At 69.0% G+C, this 16,767-nt stretch carries 20 protein-coding genes and 1 pseudogene; all 21 read left to right on the forward strand.

The features are described from left to right. Positions 1–617: N-acetyl-gamma-glutamyl-phosphate reductase (locus tag HZB86_00785; GenBank protein MBI5904084.1), on the forward strand; the 617-nt coding region annotated here is incomplete at its 5' end. Next, a complete protein-coding gene (gene kdsB / locus HZB86_00790; GenBank protein MBI5904085.1) occupies positions 614–1,369 on the forward strand; it encodes a 3-deoxy-manno-octulosonate cytidylyltransferase in 756 nt (251 codons plus the stop codon). The genes HZB86_00785 and kdsB, both read left to right, overlap by 4 nt. Then, on the forward strand, positions 1,366–2,976 hold the full coding sequence (locus HZB86_00795) for a CTP synthase (GenBank protein ID MBI5904086.1): 1,611 nt from the start codon (positions 1,366–1,368) through the stop codon (positions 2,974–2,976). The genes kdsB and HZB86_00795 overlap by 4 nt, the downstream gene beginning before the upstream one ends. Positions 2,977–2,989: 13 nt before the next feature. Further along, a complete protein-coding gene (gene kdsA, locus HZB86_00800) occupies positions 2,990–3,826 on the forward strand; it encodes a 3-deoxy-8-phosphooctulonate synthase (protein ID MBI5904087.1) in 837 nt (278 codons plus the stop codon). A gap of 11 nt (positions 3,827–3,837) precedes the next feature. After that, a complete protein-coding gene (locus HZB86_00805) occupies positions 3,838–4,794 on the forward strand; it encodes a KpsF/GutQ family sugar-phosphate isomerase (GenBank protein MBI5904088.1) in 957 nt (318 codons plus the stop codon). Next, the gene (locus HZB86_00810; protein MBI5904089.1) at positions 4,791–5,348 is read left to right on the forward strand and encodes an HAD hydrolase family protein; all 558 of its coding nucleotides are present in this window, start codon (positions 4,791–4,793) and stop codon (positions 5,346–5,348) included. The genes HZB86_00805 and HZB86_00810 overlap by 4 nt, the downstream gene beginning before the upstream one ends. Then, positions 5,345–5,926, forward strand: a complete 582-nt coding sequence (locus HZB86_00815) for a hypothetical protein (GenBank protein ID MBI5904090.1) — start codon at positions 5,345–5,347, stop codon at positions 5,924–5,926. The genes HZB86_00810 and HZB86_00815 overlap by 4 nt, the downstream gene beginning before the upstream one ends. Before the next feature lie 4 nt (positions 5,927–5,930). Then, positions 5,931–6,452 (forward strand): lipopolysaccharide transport periplasmic protein LptA, encoded by a 522-nt coding sequence (gene lptA, locus HZB86_00820; protein ID MBI5904091.1) that lies wholly within the window; start codon positions 5,931–5,933, stop codon positions 6,450–6,452. Between the two features lie 14 nt (positions 6,453–6,466). Then, the gene (gene lptB, locus HZB86_00825; GenBank protein ID MBI5904092.1) at positions 6,467–7,228 is read left to right on the forward strand and encodes an LPS export ABC transporter ATP-binding protein; all 762 of its coding nucleotides are present in this window, start codon (positions 6,467–6,469) and stop codon (positions 7,226–7,228) included. An 18-nt stretch (positions 7,229–7,246) separates the two neighbouring features. Next, positions 7,247–8,634, forward strand: a pseudogene (rpoN, locus tag HZB86_00830) (RNA polymerase factor sigma-54). Positions 8,635–8,671: 37 nt separating this feature from the next. Beyond that, positions 8,672–9,211 carry a ribosome-associated translation inhibitor RaiA gene (gene raiA / locus HZB86_00835; protein ID MBI5904093.1) on the forward strand — a complete coding sequence of 180 codons (540 nt, stop codon included), beginning with the start codon at positions 8,672–8,674 and terminating at the stop codon, positions 9,209–9,211. Then, the gene (locus tag HZB86_00840; GenBank protein ID MBI5904094.1) at positions 9,208–9,669 is read left to right on the forward strand and encodes a PTS sugar transporter subunit IIA; all 462 of its coding nucleotides are present in this window, start codon (positions 9,208–9,210) and stop codon (positions 9,667–9,669) included. Before raiA ends, HZB86_00840 begins: the two co-directional genes overlap by 4 nt. A gap of 64 nt (positions 9,670–9,733) precedes the next feature. After that, positions 9,734–10,240 (forward strand): hypothetical protein, encoded by a 507-nt coding sequence (locus tag HZB86_00845; GenBank protein ID MBI5904095.1) that lies wholly within the window; start codon positions 9,734–9,736, stop codon positions 10,238–10,240. Beyond that, positions 10,237–11,145, forward strand: coding sequence for an RNase adapter RapZ (rapZ, locus tag HZB86_00850; protein MBI5904096.1), 909 nt, complete (start codon positions 10,237–10,239; stop codon positions 11,143–11,145). Before HZB86_00845 ends, rapZ begins: the two co-directional genes overlap by 4 nt. Then, on the forward strand, positions 11,142–11,555 hold the full coding sequence (locus HZB86_00855) for a PTS sugar transporter subunit IIA (GenBank protein ID MBI5904097.1): 414 nt from the start codon (positions 11,142–11,144) through the stop codon (positions 11,553–11,555). The genes rapZ and HZB86_00855 overlap by 4 nt, the downstream gene beginning before the upstream one ends. A gap of 13 nt (positions 11,556–11,568) precedes the next feature. Further along, a complete protein-coding gene (locus HZB86_00860) occupies positions 11,569–12,045 on the forward strand; it encodes a PTS sugar transporter subunit IIB (GenBank protein ID MBI5904098.1) in 477 nt (158 codons plus the stop codon). A 3-nt stretch (positions 12,046–12,048) separates the two neighbouring features. After that, positions 12,049–12,747, forward strand: a complete 699-nt coding sequence (locus HZB86_00865; GenBank protein MBI5904099.1) for a PTS sugar transporter subunit IIC — start codon at positions 12,049–12,051, stop codon at positions 12,745–12,747. Continuing rightward, the gene (locus tag HZB86_00870) at positions 12,744–13,508 is read left to right on the forward strand and encodes a PTS system mannose/fructose/sorbose family transporter subunit IID (protein ID MBI5904100.1); all 765 of its coding nucleotides are present in this window, start codon (positions 12,744–12,746) and stop codon (positions 13,506–13,508) included. The genes HZB86_00865 and HZB86_00870 overlap by 4 nt, the downstream gene beginning before the upstream one ends. Further along, complete coding sequence (locus HZB86_00875) at positions 13,505–13,774, forward strand: HPr family phosphocarrier protein (GenBank protein MBI5904101.1); 270 nt, start codon at positions 13,505–13,507, stop codon at positions 13,772–13,774. The genes HZB86_00870 and HZB86_00875 overlap by 4 nt, the downstream gene beginning before the upstream one ends. A gap of 25 nt (positions 13,775–13,799) precedes the next feature. Then, complete coding sequence (gene ptsP / locus HZB86_00880; GenBank protein ID MBI5904102.1) at positions 13,800–15,539, forward strand: phosphoenolpyruvate--protein phosphotransferase; 1,740 nt, start codon at positions 13,800–13,802, stop codon at positions 15,537–15,539. Positions 15,540–15,591: 52 nt separating this feature from the next. Next, entirely contained in the window at positions 15,592–16,755 is a 1,164-nt protein-coding gene (locus HZB86_00885; GenBank protein ID MBI5904103.1) for a methionine adenosyltransferase, read from the forward strand. Positions 16,756–16,767 lie beyond the last annotated feature (12 nt).

Here is a 16,767-nt window from a genome sequence, read left to right on the forward strand (position 1 = left end):
CCCGGCTCGCGGCGGTCCCCGGCTGCTTTCCCACCTCGGTGATCCTCGGCCTGTACCCGCTCCTCAAGGAGGGGCTGGTCGACCGGAGGGGGATCGTCGCGGACTGCAAGACCGGCGTCTCCGGCGGCGGACGGGGGCCGGCCCTCGGGTTCCATTATCCGGAGGTCGAGGGGGGCGTCCGGCCGTACGGGCTGCCGAACCACCGGCACAACCCGGAGATGGACCAGGAGCTTTCGCTCGCCGCGGGGGAGAAGGTGGCCGTCACCTTCGTCCCGCACCTGATGCCGATGGTTCGCGGGATCCTCGCGACCTGCTACGCCACCGCGAAGGCGAAGGTGTCGGCGAGGGACGTCGAGGCGGCGTACCGGAAGGCGTACGGCCGGGAGCCGTTCGTCCGGCTGCTGCCGGCGGGACTGCTCCCGTCCACCAAGGACGTGCGGGGGAGCAACTTCTGCGACATCGCCTGGCGGGTCGACGAGCGGACCCGGAGGGTGGTGGTCGTCTCCGCCATCGACAACCTGGTCAAGGGCGCGGCGGGCGCGGCGGTGCAGTGCTTCAACCTGATGGCCGGATTCCCGGAGGAGGAGGGGCTCCGGGCGATGCCCCTGTTCCCGTGACGTCGAAGGCGGGCGACGTCCGGGTGGCGGTGGTGATCCCCGCGCGGTACGCCGCGACGCGGCTGCCGGGGAAGCCGCTGGCCGAAATCGACGGCCGCCCGATGATATGGTATGTCTGGGACAAGGCGAGGCGGGCGAAGACGCCGTCCCGCGTGGTCGTGGCCACCGACGACGTGCGGATCGCCTCCGCGGTTCGCGGGTTCGGCGGCGAAGCGGTCATGACGTCCCCCGAATGCCCCTCCGGCACCGACCGCGTCGCCGAGGCGGCCCGCGGGATGGACGAGGGGATCGTCATCAACCTCCAGGGGGACGAGCCGCTGATGCACCCGTCGGTGATCGACGCGGTGGCCGCCCCGCTGGTGTCCGACCCGGAAGTGGCGATGTCCACGGCGGCGCTGCCGCAGGACGACCCGGCGGAGTTCGCGCGGGCGTCCGTGGTGAAAGTGGTGGTCGACGCCCGCGGGGACGCGCTGTACTTCTCCCGTGCGCCCATCCCGCACTACCGGGACGCGGGCGCGGGGCCGTACCGGAAGCACCTGGGGATCTACGGCTACCGGCGCGACTTCCTTTTCCGCGTGGCGGCGCTTCCGCCCTCCGCGCTCGAAGAGGCGGAGCGGCTCGAACAGCTGCGCGTGCTGCAGGCGGGGTTCCGGATCCGCGTGGTGGACGTTTCGCACGACTCGGTCGGGGTGGACACCCCCGAGGATCTCAAGGCGGTGGAGGAGAGGGTATGCGGGCCGAAAAGGCGATGAAGCCGAAGTTCATCTTCGTGACCGGCGGGGTCGTCTCGTCGCTCGGGAAGGGACTGGCGGCCGCGTCGATCGGCGCCCTCATGGAGTCCCGGGGACTCAAGATCACGATGCTCAAGCTCGACCCGTACATCAACGTCGATCCCGGAACGATGAACCCGTTCCAGCACGGGGAGGTGTTCGTCACCGACGACGGCGCCGAGACCGACCTGGACCTCGGGCACTACGAGCGGTTCGTTTCCTCCCGCACCGGAAAGAAGAACAACTGCACCACCGGAAAGATCTACCACTCCGTCATCACGAAGGAGCGCCGCGGCGACTACCTCGGCGGCACGGTGCAGGTGATCCCCCGCATCACCGACGAGATCAAGCGTGTCATCTACGCGGCGGCGAAGGGGTACGACCTCGCGATCGTCGAGGTGGGCGGAACCGTGGGCGACATCGAGAGCCTCCCGTTCCTCGAGGCGATCCGGCAGGTCAAGGGCGACCGGGGGAAGGAGAACGTCCTCTACGTCCACCTCACGCTGGTCCCCTACATCAAGACGGCGGGGGAGCTCAAGACCAAACCGACCCAGCACAGCGTGAAGGAGCTGCGCTCGATCGGCATCCAGCCCGACGTCCTGCTGTGCCGCACCGACCGGACGCTGCCGAAGGACATCAAGGGGAAGATCGCCCTGTTCTGCAACGTCACGGAGGACGCGGTCATCACGGCGAGCGACGTCGAGCTCATCTACGAGCTGCCGCTGGTCTTCCACCAGGAGGGGCTGGACGACAAGATCATGGAGCTCCTGAACATCTGGGCCGGCGAGCCGCGGCTCGACGACTGGACCCGCGTGGTGGAGCGGTGGAAGAACCCGGTGGGAGAGGTCACCATCGCCATCGTCGGGAAGTACGTGAACCTCAAGGAGTCGTACAAGAGCCTGAACGAGGCGCTCACGCACGGCGGGATCGCCCACCAGGTCCGGGTCCACCACCGGTACGTCGATTCCGAGGAGGTCGAGCGGCAGGGAGCGGATGCGCTGCTCAAGGGGGTCGACGGCATCCTCGTCCCCGGAGGATTCGGGTCCCGCGGCGTGGAGGGGAAGATCGCGGCGGTGCGGTACGCCCGCGAGAACCGGATCCCGTACTTCGGCATCTGCCTCGGGATGCAGGTCGCCGTGGTCGAGTTCGCCCGCAACGTCTGCGGGATGTCGAGTGCGACCAGCCGCGAGCTGGACGGCGAGAGCGAATGCCCGGTCATCGACCTGATGCCCGAGCAGCGCGCGGTGGAGGAGAAGGGGGCGACGATGCGGCTGGGCGCCTACCCGTGCAAGGTCGCGGACAAGTCGCTGGCCCGGAAGGCGTACGGGGCGACCCAGGTCTCCGAGCGGCACCGGCACCGGTACGAATTCAACAACGACTACCGGGAGAAGCTCGCCTCGGCCGGGATGCGGGTCACCGGCGTCTCGCCCGACGACCGGCTCGTGGAGATCGTCGAGATCGGCGACCACCCGTGGTTCCTCGGCTGCCAGTTCCACCCCGAGTTCCAGTCGCGACCGCTGGTTCCCCACCCGCTGTTCCGCGACTTCATCGGCGCATCGTACGCGCGCGCCCGCCACGGATCTCCGTAGGACGGGGCCGAGGATGATCCGGCGGGTGTCCATCGGGGGGCGGTTCGAGGTCGGAGAGGGGTGTCCCCCCGTCTTCATCGCCGGACCGTGCGTCCTCGAATCGCCCGTGCTCGCCTTCCAGGTGGCCGGGTTCCTCGCGGACCTCGTGTCCCGCCTCGACGTCCACGTGATCTTCAAGGGGTCGTTCGACAAGGCGAACCGTTCCTCCAGCGCCTCCTACCGCGGGCCGGGGGAGGAGAAGGGGCTGCGGATCCTGGCGGAGGTGAGGGAGCGGTACGGACTGCCGGTCACGACCGACGTCCACGATCCGCTCCAGGCGGCCCACGCGGCGCGCGTGGTCGACCTGCTCCAGGTCCCGGCGTTCCTGTGCCGCCAGACCGACCTGCTCGTGGCGGCCGGGAGGACCGGGATCCCGGTGAACGTGAAGAAGGGGCAGTTCATGGCGCCGTGGGACATGCGGAACGCGGTGGGGAAGGTCCGCTCCGCCGGAAACGACAACGTGCTCGTCACGGAGCGCGGGACGACCTTCGGCTACAACAACCTGGTCGTCGACTTCCGCGGGCTGCCGGCGATGCGGGACGCGATCTGCCCGGTCGTCTTCGACGCCACCCACAGCGTCCAGCTTCCCGGCGGGGCGGGGACGGTTTCCTCCGGCGAACGGAAGTACGTCGCGCCCCTCGCCCGCGCGGCGGTCGCGGCGGGGGTGGACGGCGTATTCCTCGAGATCCACCCGGACCCCGAAAGCGCCCTTTCGGACGGGCCGAACAGCCTGCCCCTCGCGGAGGTCGAGCCGCTCCTGCGGACGCTCCTCGCGATCCGCTCGGCGGCCGCGGAAGGGGGCGTTCGGTGACCGGCGACCGGATCGCCCGCGCGGCGCGGGTCCTCGCGGTGGAGGCGGCCGCGATCGAGGGGTTGCGGGAGAAGCTGGACGCGCGGTTCGGGGAGGCGGTGGACCTGCTGCGGGTCGCGCGGGGGAAGGTCGTCGTCACCGGGATGGGCAAATCCGGGCTGATCGCCCGCAAGATCGCCGCCACCCTGGCGTCGACCGGGACTCCCGCCTTCTTCCTCCACCCGGCGGAGGGAATCCACGGCGACATCGGGATGGTGGTCCGGGGCGACGTCGTGATCGCCCTGTCGAACTCGGGGGAAACGGAGGAGATCGTCCGCCTGATACCGGTGTTCCGGCGGATGGGCCTCCCCGTGATCGCGCTGACCGGCAACCCGGAGTCGACCCTCGCGCGGTACGCGGACGTGGCGCTCGACGTGGGCGTGCGGGAGGAGGCGTGCCCGCTCGGGCTCGCGCCGACCGCCTCCACGACGGCGACGCTGGCCATGGGGGACGCCCTGGCGGTCGTCCTCTTCGAGGAGAAGGGATTCTCCGAGGAGGATTTCGCGCAGCTCCACCCCGGCGGGGCGCTCGGCCGCAGGCTGCAGACCGTGGCCGACCTGATGCAGGCGGGGGACGCGGTCCCGCTGGTCCCCTCGGACGTGCCGCTGAAGGACGCCCTCCTCACCATCAGCGCGAAGCGGCTCGGCGTGACCGGCGTGGTCGACGGGGAGGGGAGGCTGGTCGGCGTGATCACCGACGGGGACGTCCGGAGGGCCACGTCGGCGGGGGTCGACCTGTACAAGACGACCGCCCGCGAGGTCATGACGTCCTCCCCGAAACGGATCGCCTCGACGGAGCTGGCAGCGGGGGCGCTTCGGAAGATGGAGGAGTTCTCCATCACCAGTCTCTTCGTGTTCGTCCCCGGGGACCCGCACCGGCCCGTGGGAATCGTCCACATCCACGACCTCCTGAAGGCGGGCGTGGGATGACCGGGCCGGTTGCGCGGGGGCGGGCGAAGGAGAAGGCGGCGCGCGTGCGCCTGTTCCTCACCGACGTGGACGGGGTCCTGACCGACGGCGGGATCATCCTCGACGCGGCGGGGGTCGAGACGAAACGGTTCCACGTCCGGGACGGCCACGGGATCAAGATGCTGCAGCGCAGCGGCGTCGCCGTGGGGATCGTCACCGGGCGCACGTCGGAAGTGGTGGCGATCCGCGCGCGGGAGCTCGGCATCGGCATCGTGCGCCAGGGGGTGTACGACAAGACGTCGGCCTGGAGGGAGATCCTGTCGGAGACGGGGATCCCCGGGGAGGAGACCGCGTACGTCGGAGACGACATCGTCGACCTGCCGCTGCTGCGCGCGGTCGGCTTCTCCGCGGCGCCGTCGGACGCCGAGCCGTACGTCCTCGAGGCGGTCGACTACGTTTCCGCCCGCGGGGGGGGGAACGGGGCCGTGCGGGAGATCGTCGAATTCCTTCTCCGCGCGAACGGATCGTGGAACGCCGTCGCGGCGAAATATTTCCCGCCCGGGGGGACGGGATGAACGCCCGTCTCCTCCCGTGGGCCCTGTTCGCCGCGGCCGTCTTCGCCCTCGCGGTCCGGTCGGGGTTCCCGGACAAGGGGGCGGGCGCTCCGCCCGTCCCCCCGCCGGCGGTCACCGCGCCGGACCGGGGGCCCGATATCCGGCTCTGGACGGTCGAGGTACGGGAGTCGCACGACGACGGGGGGTGGAACCGGCTGGTCGCCGCGGAGGCGGTCTACAGCTACCTCCGGAAGACCGTCGAGGGGACGGACGTGACGGTCTCGATCGGGACCGGCGAGTCGACCCGGGGGGCCGTCCTTCGCGCGCCCGGCGCGTTCTGGGACCTCGACGGGAAGACCGTCCGGCTGCCGGACGGCGGGAGCGCGCGGCGCGAAGGAGGGTGGAGCGGGGAGCTTTCCTCCGCCACGTTCGACCTCGCCGGGAAGACCTTGCGGGCGACGGGGCCGGCCGCGATCACCGGCCCGGGATTCACCGTCGCGGGGACGAACCTGGAATGGCGCTGGGCGGACGGGAAGATCACGATGGACACGCCGAAAAGCCGCATCGCCCCGGCGGGGCGCCCCGGGCGGAAGGGGTGAGGCGATGAGGATCCGGCGGATCGCGCTCGCGTCGCTTCTTCTCGCGGCGGCCGCGGCCGGGCACGCCCGGGCGGAGGAGGCGAAGGGGGTGTCCGCGCGGGAGCTCGGGGGCCGTCCGATCGAGATTTCCGCCGACCGGGTGAGCGCCGACAGCGTGCGCAACTCGGTGACGTTCGAGGGGAGCGTGGTGGCGCGCCAGGGGGAGATGACCCTCCACTCGAACCGCCTGTTCGCCGAGTACTCCAAGGAGGCGGGAGCCATCGAGCGGATCGAGGCCGAAGGGGACGTCCGGTTCGTCCAGGAGGGACGGGAAGCCCGGTCCGCCCGCGCCACGTTCTTCAATTTCGAGCAGCGGGTCGTGCTGTCCGGAGGGGCGAACCTGCGCCAGGGGGAGAACGTCCTCCAGGGGGAGACGCTCACCATCTACCTTCGCGAGAACCGGTCGGTCGTGACCGGCGGCGAGGGGGGAGGCCGCGTCAAGGCGGTGATCAATCCCAAGGGGATGATGGAGCGCCCCTCCAGGTGACGCCGCTGGAACCCATCTCCGCCCACCCCCACCGGCGGCGGGAGGACCGGGACGGGAAAACGCTTTCCGTCGCCGGCCTGTTCAAGCGGTACCGGCGCAGGGAAGTCGTGAAGGGGGTCTCGCTCGAGACCCGTTCCGGCGAGGTCGTGGGACTCCTCGGGCCCAACGGCGCCGGGAAGACGACGATCTTCTACATGATGGTGGGGCTCATCCGGCCCGACGGCGGCGAGGTGATCCTGAACGGCGTCGGCGTGACCGGACTGCCGATGCACCGCAGGGCGAAGATGGGGCTGGGGTACCTGCCCCAGGAGCCGTCGGTCTTCCGGAAGCTCTCCGTCCGCGACAACATCCTCGTATTCCTCGAAGAGACCGGGTATTCCGCGGGGGAGCGGAAGGACCGGCTCGACGCGCTCCTCCGGGAGATGCGGATCGCCCACGTCGCCGACACCATGGGGTACGCCCTCTCCGGGGGCGAGCGACGCCGGGTGGAGATCGCCCGGTCCCTCGTCCTGTCCCCCGACTTCCTCCTCCTCGACGAGCCGTTCGCGGGGATCGACCCGATCTCGGTGGCCGATCTCCAGCAGGTCATCCTCGGATTAAAAGAGCGCGGCATCGGGGTTATAATAACGGATCATAACGTGCGCGACACCCTCAAGGTCTGCGATCGCGCGTACATCATTTCCGAGGGGGAGATCCTGCTCTCGGGAACTCCCGGGGAAATCGCCGCTTCGGAGAAGGTGCGGGAGATTTACCTGGGGGACGGTTTCTCCCTCTGAACGCGTGAAGGGGTCTTGATGGCGCTGGAACTCCGACAGTCTCTCAAGCTCAGCCAGCAGCTGGTGATGACCCCCCAGCTGCAGCAGGCGATCAAGCTGCTGCAGCTGTCCCGTCTCGAGCTTCAGCAGGCGGTCCGGGAGGAGCTCGAAGTGAATCCCGCGCTCGAAGAGGGAGTGGAGGGGACGCCGGAGGAAGAGGTCCAGACGCCGGAGGCTTCGGCTCCCACCCCCGCCGCGGAAGAGGTCCGGCCCGCCGAAAGCGGAGGGCTCATCGACCGGGTCGACTGGGAATATTACTTCGGCGAGGGGGGGCGCGAGGGCCGCGTCGAGCGGGAAGCCGACGACGAGGACGGCCGCCCGTACTACGAAAACACCCTGACGCGCGTCCCGACCCTCGCGGAGCATCTGGAATTCCAGATCCGACTGCTCGACCTTCCCCCTTCCGAACAGGACGCCGCGCTCTACCTGATCGGGAACATCGACGAGAACGGGTACCTCACGACGTCGGTGGAGGAGGCGGCGCAGGAGCGCTGGGCGTGGGCGCCCGGGACCTGCGGGAGTGCCTGATGATCCAGGCCCGCGAGCAGGGGGACGGCTTCGACCTCCCCATGCGGATCCTCGCCGACCACTTCGACCTGTTTTCGAAAGGGGACGTGGCGGGGGTCGCCCGGAAGCTCAAGATCCCGAAGGAAACCGCGAAGGAGGCGTTCCAGAAACTGGTGTCCCTCTGGCCGAAGCCGGGCCGGGCGTACTCGGGCGACGACGTCCAGTACATCACCCCGGACGTCTACATCTTCAAGGTGGACGACCAGTGGGTCATCACCCTGAACGAGGACGGACAGCCGCGCCTCCGGCTCTCCTCCTACTACCGGCGGCTGCTGACCGGCGGCGGGGACGAGCTGCCCAAGGAGGACCGGGAGTTCCTGAAGCAGAAGGTGAACTCGGCTCTCTGGTTCATCAAGAGCATCGAACAGCGGAAGCGGACCATCTATAAGGTCGTGGAGAGCATCGTCAAGCTCCAGCGGGACTTTCTGGACCGGGGGGCCAAGCACCTCCGGCCCCTGACGCTGAGGGACGTCGCGGAGGACATCGAGATGCACGAGTCCACCGTTTCGCGGGTCACCAGCGGGAAGTACGTCTACACCCCCCACGGCATCTTCGAGCTGAAATACTTCTTCAATTCCGGCCTGAACCGGGACGGCGGCGAGGAGGACATCGCCTCGAAGTCGGTCAAGGAGAAGATCCGAGAGATCATCCGGGCCGAGGGGGAGAACAAGCCGATGAGCGACCAGGAGCTGATGCGGCTCCTGCAGAACCAGGGGATCCGGATCGCGCGGCGGACGGTCACCAAGTACCGCGCGCAGCTCGGCCTGCTGTCGTCGTCCCGGCGGCGGAGGCAGTTCTGATCCCCGCAAGGCCCATTCCGAGGGAGGAGGGGTAACCGTGAACCAGATCAACGTAACGTTCCGGCACGTGGATCCGAGCCAGGCGCTCAAGGATTACGTGGTCGAGAAGCTCGGGAAGGTGCAGAAGGTGGTCGAGAAGTCGTTCGATGCCCACGTCACGCTGTCGGTCGAGAAGTACCGCCACATCGCGGAGGTCTTCCTGACCGCGCGGGGAATCACCATCAAGGCGTTCGAGTCGACGGAGGACCTGTACTCGGCGATCGACCTGGTGTGCGACAAGGTCGAGCGGCAGCTGAAGAAATACCGCGAGAAGAAGAAGGAGAAGGCGCAGGTCGCGATGCCGGAGCCGATGGTGTCCGGTTCGTCGCTCACGATCGCGCCCGGGGAGGGGCGGCCCCGCATCGTCCGCACGGACAATTTCCTGCAAAAGCCGATGACGGTCGAGGACGCGGCCCGGCACCTGGACCTGCTCCGGGTGGACGTGGTCATGTTCGTCAACCAGGAAACGAACCAGCCCAGCGTGGTCTTCCGCCAGCAGGACGGGAACATCGGGTTCACGGAGCCGGCGGCGAGATGAGGATTCTGGACATCGTCCCGCCCGGGGCCGTGGTGGACGGGCTCCGGGCGGAGACGAAAGAGGGCGTCCTGCGCGAGCTGTCCGAAGCGGTCTGCCGGCTGGTTCCGGCCCTTTCCCCCGACCGGCTGACCTCGATCCTGATGGACCGCGAAGCGCTGGGAAGCACGGGGATCGGCGAGGGAGTCGCGATCCCCCACGGGAAGGTCGCCGGGATCGACCGGCTGGTGGCCGCCTTCGGCCGGAGCGCCGGGGGAGTGCAGTTCGCCTCCCTGGACGGAAAGCCGGCCCGGCTCTTCTTCCTCGTGGTCGCTCCGGAGAACTCCGCCGGGATGCACCTCAAGGCGCTCGCCCGGATCTCGCGGCTCCTGAAGGACGAGCGGTTCCGCCGCAAGCTGCTTTCGGCGGAGGGGGCCGAGGGGCTGGTACGGATCCTGCGGGAAGAGGACGAGCGCGCCTGACAAAGGAGGGACGACCGTGCCTGACGCCGTTCCATCCGCCGTAACGACGATCCACGGCGTCCTGATGGACGTCATCGGCGTGGGAGTCGTCCTCATGGGGCCCAGCGGCGTCGGGAAGAGCGAGTGCGCCCTCGACCTGGTCCTGCGGGGCCACCGGTTCATCGCGGACGACGTCATCCACGTGGAGAAGTTCGGCCCGGAGACCGTCGTGGGGCAGGGGAGCGACCTCACGGAGCACCACATGGAGATCCGGGGGCTGGGCATCATCAACATCCGGGATCTCTTCGGCCTGACCGCCACCTCCCAGAAGAAGAAGCTGGGCCTCGTCATCCGGATCGAGGAGTGGGACCCGAACAAGGAGTACGACCGGCTCGGCCTGCAGGACGACACCGTGAAGATCCTCGGGGTCTCCCTCCCCGCCCTTCTCATTCCCATCTCCCCGGGGCGGAACCTCGCCACCATCGTGGAAGTGGCGGTGCGGAACCACCTGCTGAAGCTCCTGGGCGTCCACTCGGCGAGGGAACTCGTCGCGAAGCAGTCCAGGAAGGCGGGGGAGGGGAAGGGCCGTTGACCGCCGGGGGCGGGCGCGGACACCGCGCCGACATCGTCATCCTGACCGGCCTTTCCGGTGCGGGGAAGAGCACCGCCATCAAGTCGTTCGAGGACCTCGGCTACTACTGCGTCGACAACCTCCCGCCGGTCCTCCTCCCCCGGATCGTCGAGGTGGTGTCGGAGGCCCGGGGCGAGGGGGCCCGCGTCGCCCTCGGGGTGGACATCCGCGGGAAGGAGTTCCTTCCCGACCTGGCGCGGGTGGTGGACGAGCTTCGGGGCGGCAACAGCGACGTTCACATGCTGTTCCTCGACGCGGCCGACGAGGCGCTCCTGCGGCGCTTCAGCGAGACTCGGCGGCTCCACCCGCTCGCCACCCGCGGGGGGGCCAAGGAGGCGATCCGCCGGGAACGGAGGATCCTTTCGCCGCTTCGCGACATGGCCGACGCCGTGATCGACACCTCCCAGTTCACCGTCCACCAGCTCCGGGAAGCCGTGGTGCGCCGGTTCGGCCGGGAGGGCGCCGGAGGATTGCAGGTGAGCGTCGTCTCCTTCGGGTACCGGTACGGCCTTCCGGGTGAAGCCGACATGGTGGTCGACGTGCGGTTCCTGCCGAACCCGTTCTTCGTCCCCTCCCTGAAGCGGCACACCGGCCTCGACCGGAAGGTCCGGGACTACGTGCTGTCCGCGAAGACGGCCCGGTCGTTCCTCCGCCGGCTGTCGGACATGTTGCATTTCCTCCTCCCCCTCTATAGAAAGGAAGGCAAGGCGTACTTCACGATCGGCGTCGGCTGCACCGGGGGGAGGCACCGTTCGGTGGCGGTTGCGGAGGAGATCGCCCGAATCCTCGGGAAGGAAGACGGGCCCGTGCTGCTGGCCCACCGCGACCTGTCGCGATCTTCCCTCCCGGCCAGGGGGGCACGATGATCGGAGCCGTGGTCGTTTCCCACGGCGCGCTCGCCACCGAGCTGGTGCGCGCCGCCGAGATCATCGTCGGGAGGATCGAGGGGGTCGTCGCCGTCGACATCTCCCCCTCGATGAGCGTGGACGCGATCCACGACGCGATGGAAGGGGCCGTCCGGACCGTGGACGCGGGAAGCGGCGTCCTGATCCTCACCGACATGTTCGGCGGGACGCCGTCGAACATCGGTCTTTCGTTCCTCGGGACGCACAAGGTCGAGGTCGTCACCGGGGCGAACCTTCCGATGATGGTGAAGTTCCCCATGGCGCGCGTCACGATGGCGCTTCCGGAGCTGGCGCGCCATCTCCAGGAGTGCGGCCAGCGCAACATCACGATCCCCGGCGACATGCTGAAGAAGAAGGCGGAGAAGAAGTAAGAGGAGCCGCGGGATGCCCCTGGTGCTGGCACGCATCGACTGCCGCCTGATCCACGGGCAGGTGGTCGAGACGTGGGTCCCCCACACGAAGGCCGACTCCCTGGTGGTCGCCAATGACGACCTCTCGGCGAACCCGTTCCTCCGCTCGGTGATGGAGCTGGCCGTTCTCCCCGGCATCCGGGTCCGGTTCTGCCGCCTCGCCGAGGCGGTATCCACCCTGGCGGAGGCGGACCGGCTGGGGGAGCGGTCGATCCTGCTGGTGGCGAGCACATCGGACGCGGTCGCCGTGCGGAAGGGGGGGGCCGCGTTCGACCTCCTGAACATCGGGAACCTCCACTTCGCGGAGGGGAAGGTGGAGATCTCCCCCTCGGTGTTTTTCGCGCCGGAGGATTTCGAGGCGCTCCGGTGGTTCCGGTCCCACGGGGTGTCCGTTTGCGTGAAGGGGACGCCGTTCGAGGCGGGCACGTCGTTCGAGGCGGAAGGGGGGTAGCGGATGGCGTGGCGGTTCCTCCTCGCGGGGATCCTCGGATCCCTCTGCTACCTCGACCGGACGGCGGCGTGCCAGCTGATGCTCCACCGCCCCCTGATCGCGGCCACGCTCCTGGGGACGATCTTCGGGAACTTCACGGCGGGCGCCCAGGTCGGGGCGGTGCTCGAGCTGCTCTACCTCGCGCGGCTTCCCGTGGGAGCGTCGGTGCCGCCCGACGACACCGGCGCGGCCATCTTCGCGGGATCGGCCGCCGCCGTCGCCTCGTCCTCCATCGGGCTGGACGGCGGGAGCTTCACGGCGCTGATCCTCCTTTCCGTCGCCTGCGCGGAGGCGGGAAAAGCGGCGGACCGGACCGTTCGGAAGCTCAACGGACGGATCGCCCATCTCACGCTCGAGTCGGTGGAGCGGGGAGACGTGCAGGCGGTCGAGAACGGCCTGATGGCGGGACTCACCCTGTTCGCCCTGAGCGGGGCGATCCTCGCCCTCCTGTTTTCCGGGGCCGGGGTGGCGGTGTCCAAGCTGCTGCTGCCCCGGTTCGGCCCGGAGAGCCGCCTCGATTTCTCCGCGCTGCAGCCGGTCCTCCCGCTGCTGGGCGCCGCCTCGGTGTACTCGTGCAGCCGCACGGAGCGGACCGCGGCGGTGTTCTTCCTCACCATGGCGGCGATGTTCTGGGCGGCGGTCTTCTTCCGGTGGGTGGGGTGACCATGCCGACGCTCTCGCCCCGGGGAAGACGAAGCGTCTGGCTGCGCCAGTTCCTGATCCAGGGGTGCTGGAACTTCGAGGGGATGCAGAACGTCGGGTTCGCGTACGCCATCCTGCCGGCGCTGCGGGAGCTCTACTCCGGGCGGCCGGAGGAGGCGCTGAAGGCGGTGAAGCGTCACCTCGAGTTCTTCAACACCCACCCCGCGATGGGCGGGGTGATCCTCGGGGCGGCGGTGCGGCACGAGGAGCGGGTCGCGGCGGGAGAGGCCGATCCGCGGGCGATCGGCGCGTTCAAGGTGGGGCTGATGGGATCGCTGGGGGCGATCGGGGACGCCTTCTTCTGGGGCGCCCTCCGTCCGGTGGCGTCGGCGGCGGGGGCGATCCTCGCGCTGGTCCACCCGTTGGCCGGCATCGCCGTCCTGCTCGTCCTCTACAACGCCACGCATCTCCCGGTGCGGTTCCGGGGATTCCGCGCCGGGATGGAGGGGCAGGAAGGGGCGGTGGCCTGGCTCCGGAAGGCGGAGCTGAACGTGAAGACCGAGGACCGGAAGATGATGGCCGCGATCCTGGGAGGAGCGTACGCGGGGGCGTTCCTGGGGCGGCACGCGGTCCTCGGCGGGACGGGGCTGCACGCCGTCGCCCTCTTCCTGATCGCCGCCGCCGCCGTCCACCTGTTCACGGTGCTGTTCCGGAAGGCGGTGTCGCCGTCGGAGCTCATCTCGTTTCTTCTACTCGTGGGGGTTCTCATACTGTGGCAATGAACGCGGAGCGGGAATTCGACATCACCAACCGCCTCGGGCTCCACGCCCGTGCGGCGGCACAGCTGGTCCGGCTCGCCAACCGGTACGCGTCGGAGATCCGGGTGGAGAAGGACGGCGTGGAGGTCAACGGGAAAAGCATCATGGGCGTCCTGATGCTGGCGGCCCCGAAGGACGCGAAGATCGCCGTGCGCGCCGTCGGCGATGACGCCGAGGCCGCGCTGGCCGCCATCGGGGAGCTGATCGCCGGAAAGTTCGGGGAGGAGTAGCGGCGTGACCGAAGGGCGTCCGAGGATGCGTGTCCTGAAGGGAATCCCCGCGTCGGCCGGGATCGCCATCGGGAGGGGGTTCTTCCTGAACCGCGCGCTTCCGCGATCGGTCCAATCCACCGTCAGCCGGGAGAAGGTCGACGAGGAGGTGGCCGCGTTCCAGCGCGCCCTATCCCGGTCGAAGGAGCAGATCCGGTCGATCCGGGAAGGGGTCACGGACCACTCCTCGGAGCACCACCAGATCCTCTCGGTGCACCTCGCCCTGCTCGAGGATTCGACGCTGCTCGAGCAGACCGTGCGAACGATCCGCGAAAACCAGTTCGCCGCCGACTGGGCGTTCAACAAGGTGCTGCAGGGGCTGCTCGAGACGTTCCACCGGATCGAGGACCCGTACCTGCGGGAACGGGGGCACGACCTGCGGCAGATCGGCCACCGGGTGCTCGAAAACCTCGCCGGAAGGCCGCTCGATTCGGTCGCCTCCATCAAGGAGCCGGTCGTCATCGTGTCCCACGACCTGTCTCCGGCGGACACCGCGCAGATCCTGAAGAGCCCCGTCCTGGGCTTCGCCACCGACGTCGGAAGCCGGACGTCCCACACCGCGATCACGGCGCGGTCGTTGACGATCCCCGCGGTCGTGGGGCTCGAGCGGCTGACCGAGGAGTACGGCTCGGCGGAGACCGTGATCGTCGACGGCGAGGCGGGGGTGGTGGTCCTCGACCCGACCGAGGAGACGGTCCGGGAGTACGTGGAGAAGCGGAAGGCGTTCTCCCAGCGGATCCGGGACCTCGCGAAGTTCGCCCGGCTTCCCACCGTCACGAGGGACGGCAAGGCGCTGTCGCTGATGGCGAACATCGAATTCCCCGAGGAGGCCAACGTCGCCCTGCGCAGCGGCGCGTACGGCGTGGGGCTCTACCGCACGGAGTTCCTGTTCCTCAACCGGAAGGACCTTCCGTCCGAGGAGGAGCATTTCGACACGTACCGGAAGGTCGCGGAGAAGTTCATCCGCCACCCGGTGACGATCCGGACGTTCGACCTCGGCGGGGACAAGTTCGCCTCGCAGCTCGAGCTCGCCGACGAAATGAACCCGGCGATGGGGCTGCGGGCCATCCGCTTCTGCCTGAAGGAGAAGGAGATCTTCAAGACCCAGCTCCGCGCGATCCTGCGGGCGTCCACCTACGGGAAGATCCGGATGATGTTCCCGATGATCTCCGGCGTGGCCGAACTGCGCTCCGCGATGGCCGTCGTGGAGGAGGTCCGCGCCGACCTCCGCCGCCGGCGGGTCCCGTTCGACCGGGAGATGCCGATCGGGATCATGGTGGAGATCCCCTCCGCGGCCGTGGTGTCCGACCTGCTGGCGAAGGAGGTCGCCTTCTTCAGCATCGGCACGAACGACCTCATCCAGTACGCCCTGGCGATCGACCGGGTGAACGAGCACGTATCCTACCTGTACGAGCCGCTCCACCCGGCGATCCTCCGGCTGATCCGGCGGGTCGTCGGGGCCGGGCACGACGCGGGGATTCCCGTCTCCATGTGCGGCGAGATGGCGGGGGAGCCGCTCTACGCGTACATCCTTCTCGGCCTGGGGCTGGACGAGCTCAGCATGAACGCGACCGCCATCCCGAGGGTGAAGCGGATCCTGCGGAAGTCGGTGGCGTACGAGGCCAAGGAGTTCGCGGGGGAGCTGCTGCTCCACGCGACGGCGGGGGAGATCGGCAAGGTGCTGCGGAAGAAGATGGAAGAACTGTTTCCCGACGAACGGTTTTAGCATATAATCCGGCATCTTCACCCATTCCGAAAACTACAGGAGACCCTGCGGCATGAGCGAGTTCCTATTCACCTCCGAATCGGTGACCGGCGGGCATCCCGACAAGGTGGCGGACCAGATATCGGACGCGGTGCTCGACGAGATCCTCCGGCAGGATCCGCGCGGCCGGGTGGCGTGCGAAACGATGGTCACCACCGGCCTGGTGATCGTGGCCGGCGAGATCACCACGAAGGCGATCATCGACTTCCCCGAGGTCGTGCGCCGGGCGGTGACCGAAATCGGGTATACCGGCAACGCGAAGGGGTTCGACGCCCACAACTGCGCCGTCGTCACCGCGATCGACCGCCAGTCGGCGGACATCGCCCAGGGGGTGGACCGGGGGGAGGAGGAGAAGCAGGGGGCCGGGGACCAGGGGATGATGTTCGGCTTCGCGTGCGACGAGACCCGCGAACGGATGCCGATGCCGATCTCCTTCGCCCACCGGATCTGCGCCCGCCTGACGGAGGCGCGCGAAAAGAAAGTGCTCCCGTGGCTTCGGCCCGACGGCAAGAGCCAGGTGACGGTCCGCTACGAGGGGGGCGTGCCCCGGGAGGTCACCGCGGTGGTCTGCTCCACGCAGCACTCGGAGGATGTGGGGCGGAAGACGCTGACCGAAGGCGTGATCGAGGAGGTCGTCCGGAAGGCGGTCCCGAAGGATCTCCTCTCGAAGAAGGTGAAGTTCTACATCAATCCCACCGGCCGTTTCGTGGTCGGGGGGCCCCACGGCGACACGGGGCTGACCGGCCGCAAGATCATCGTGGACACCTACGGCGGATACAGCCGCCACGGCGGCGGGGCGTTTTCGGGAAAGGACCCGTCCAAGGTGGACCGCAGCGCCGCCTACATGGCGCGGTACGTCGCGAAGAACGTCGTCGCGGCGGGGCTCGCACGGAAGTGCGAGCTGGAGCTGGCGTACGCCATCGGGGTCGCGGAGCCGGTGTCGGTGATGGTGGAGACGTTCGGGACGGCCACCGTGCCGGAGGAGCGGATCCGCCGCGCCGTGCTCGACACGTTCGACATGCGCCCCGCGCGGATCATCCGCGAGCTCAACCTGCTCCGGCCGATCTACCGCAAGACGGCGGCGCTTGGCCACTTCGGACGGGAGCTTCCGGAGTTCACCTGGGAAAAGACAGACAAGGCGCGGGCGCTGCGCAAGGCAGCCGGCCACGGAAACTAAGGGAAGGACCAA

This window comes from Deltaproteobacteria bacterium (assembly GCA_016234845.1).
Lineage (GTDB): Bacteria > Desulfobacterota > Deferrimicrobia > Deferrimicrobiales > Deferrimicrobiaceae > JACRNP01.

Excerpts from the sequence above, each read along its gene's own strand:
- HZB86_00795 (MBI5904086.1), top strand. The coding sequence starts at position 1,366 with ATGAAGCCGAAGTTCATCTTCGTGACCGGCGGGGTCGTCTCGTCGCTC.
- kdsA (MBI5904087.1), top strand. The coding sequence starts at position 2,990 with ATGATCCGGCGGGTGTCCATCGGGGGGCGGTTCGAGGTCGGAGAGGGG.
- HZB86_00810 (MBI5904089.1), top strand. The coding sequence starts at position 4,791 with ATGACCGGGCCGGTTGCGCGGGGGCGGGCGAAGGAGAAGGCGGCGCGC.
- HZB86_00815 (MBI5904090.1), top strand. The coding sequence starts at position 5,345 with ATGAACGCCCGTCTCCTCCCGTGGGCCCTGTTCGCCGCGGCCGTCTTC.
- lptA (MBI5904091.1), top strand. The coding sequence starts at position 5,931 with ATGAGGATCCGGCGGATCGCGCTCGCGTCGCTTCTTCTCGCGGCGGCC.
- HZB86_00840 (MBI5904094.1), top strand. The coding sequence starts at position 9,208 with ATGAGGATTCTGGACATCGTCCCGCCCGGGGCCGTGGTGGACGGGCTC.
- HZB86_00845 (MBI5904095.1), top strand. The coding sequence starts at position 9,734 with ATGGACGTCATCGGCGTGGGAGTCGTCCTCATGGGGCCCAGCGGCGTC.
- HZB86_00855 (MBI5904097.1), top strand. The coding sequence starts at position 11,142 with ATGATCGGAGCCGTGGTCGTTTCCCACGGCGCGCTCGCCACCGAGCTG.
- HZB86_00860 (MBI5904098.1), top strand. The coding sequence starts at position 11,569 with ATGCCCCTGGTGCTGGCACGCATCGACTGCCGCCTGATCCACGGGCAG.
- HZB86_00865 (MBI5904099.1), top strand. The coding sequence starts at position 12,049 with ATGGCGTGGCGGTTCCTCCTCGCGGGGATCCTCGGATCCCTCTGCTAC.
- HZB86_00875 (MBI5904101.1), top strand. The coding sequence starts at position 13,505 with ATGAACGCGGAGCGGGAATTCGACATCACCAACCGCCTCGGGCTCCAC.
- ptsP (MBI5904102.1), top strand. The coding sequence starts at position 13,800 with ATGCGTGTCCTGAAGGGAATCCCCGCGTCGGCCGGGATCGCCATCGGG.
- HZB86_00885 (MBI5904103.1), top strand. The coding sequence starts at position 15,592 with ATGAGCGAGTTCCTATTCACCTCCGAATCGGTGACCGGCGGGCATCCC.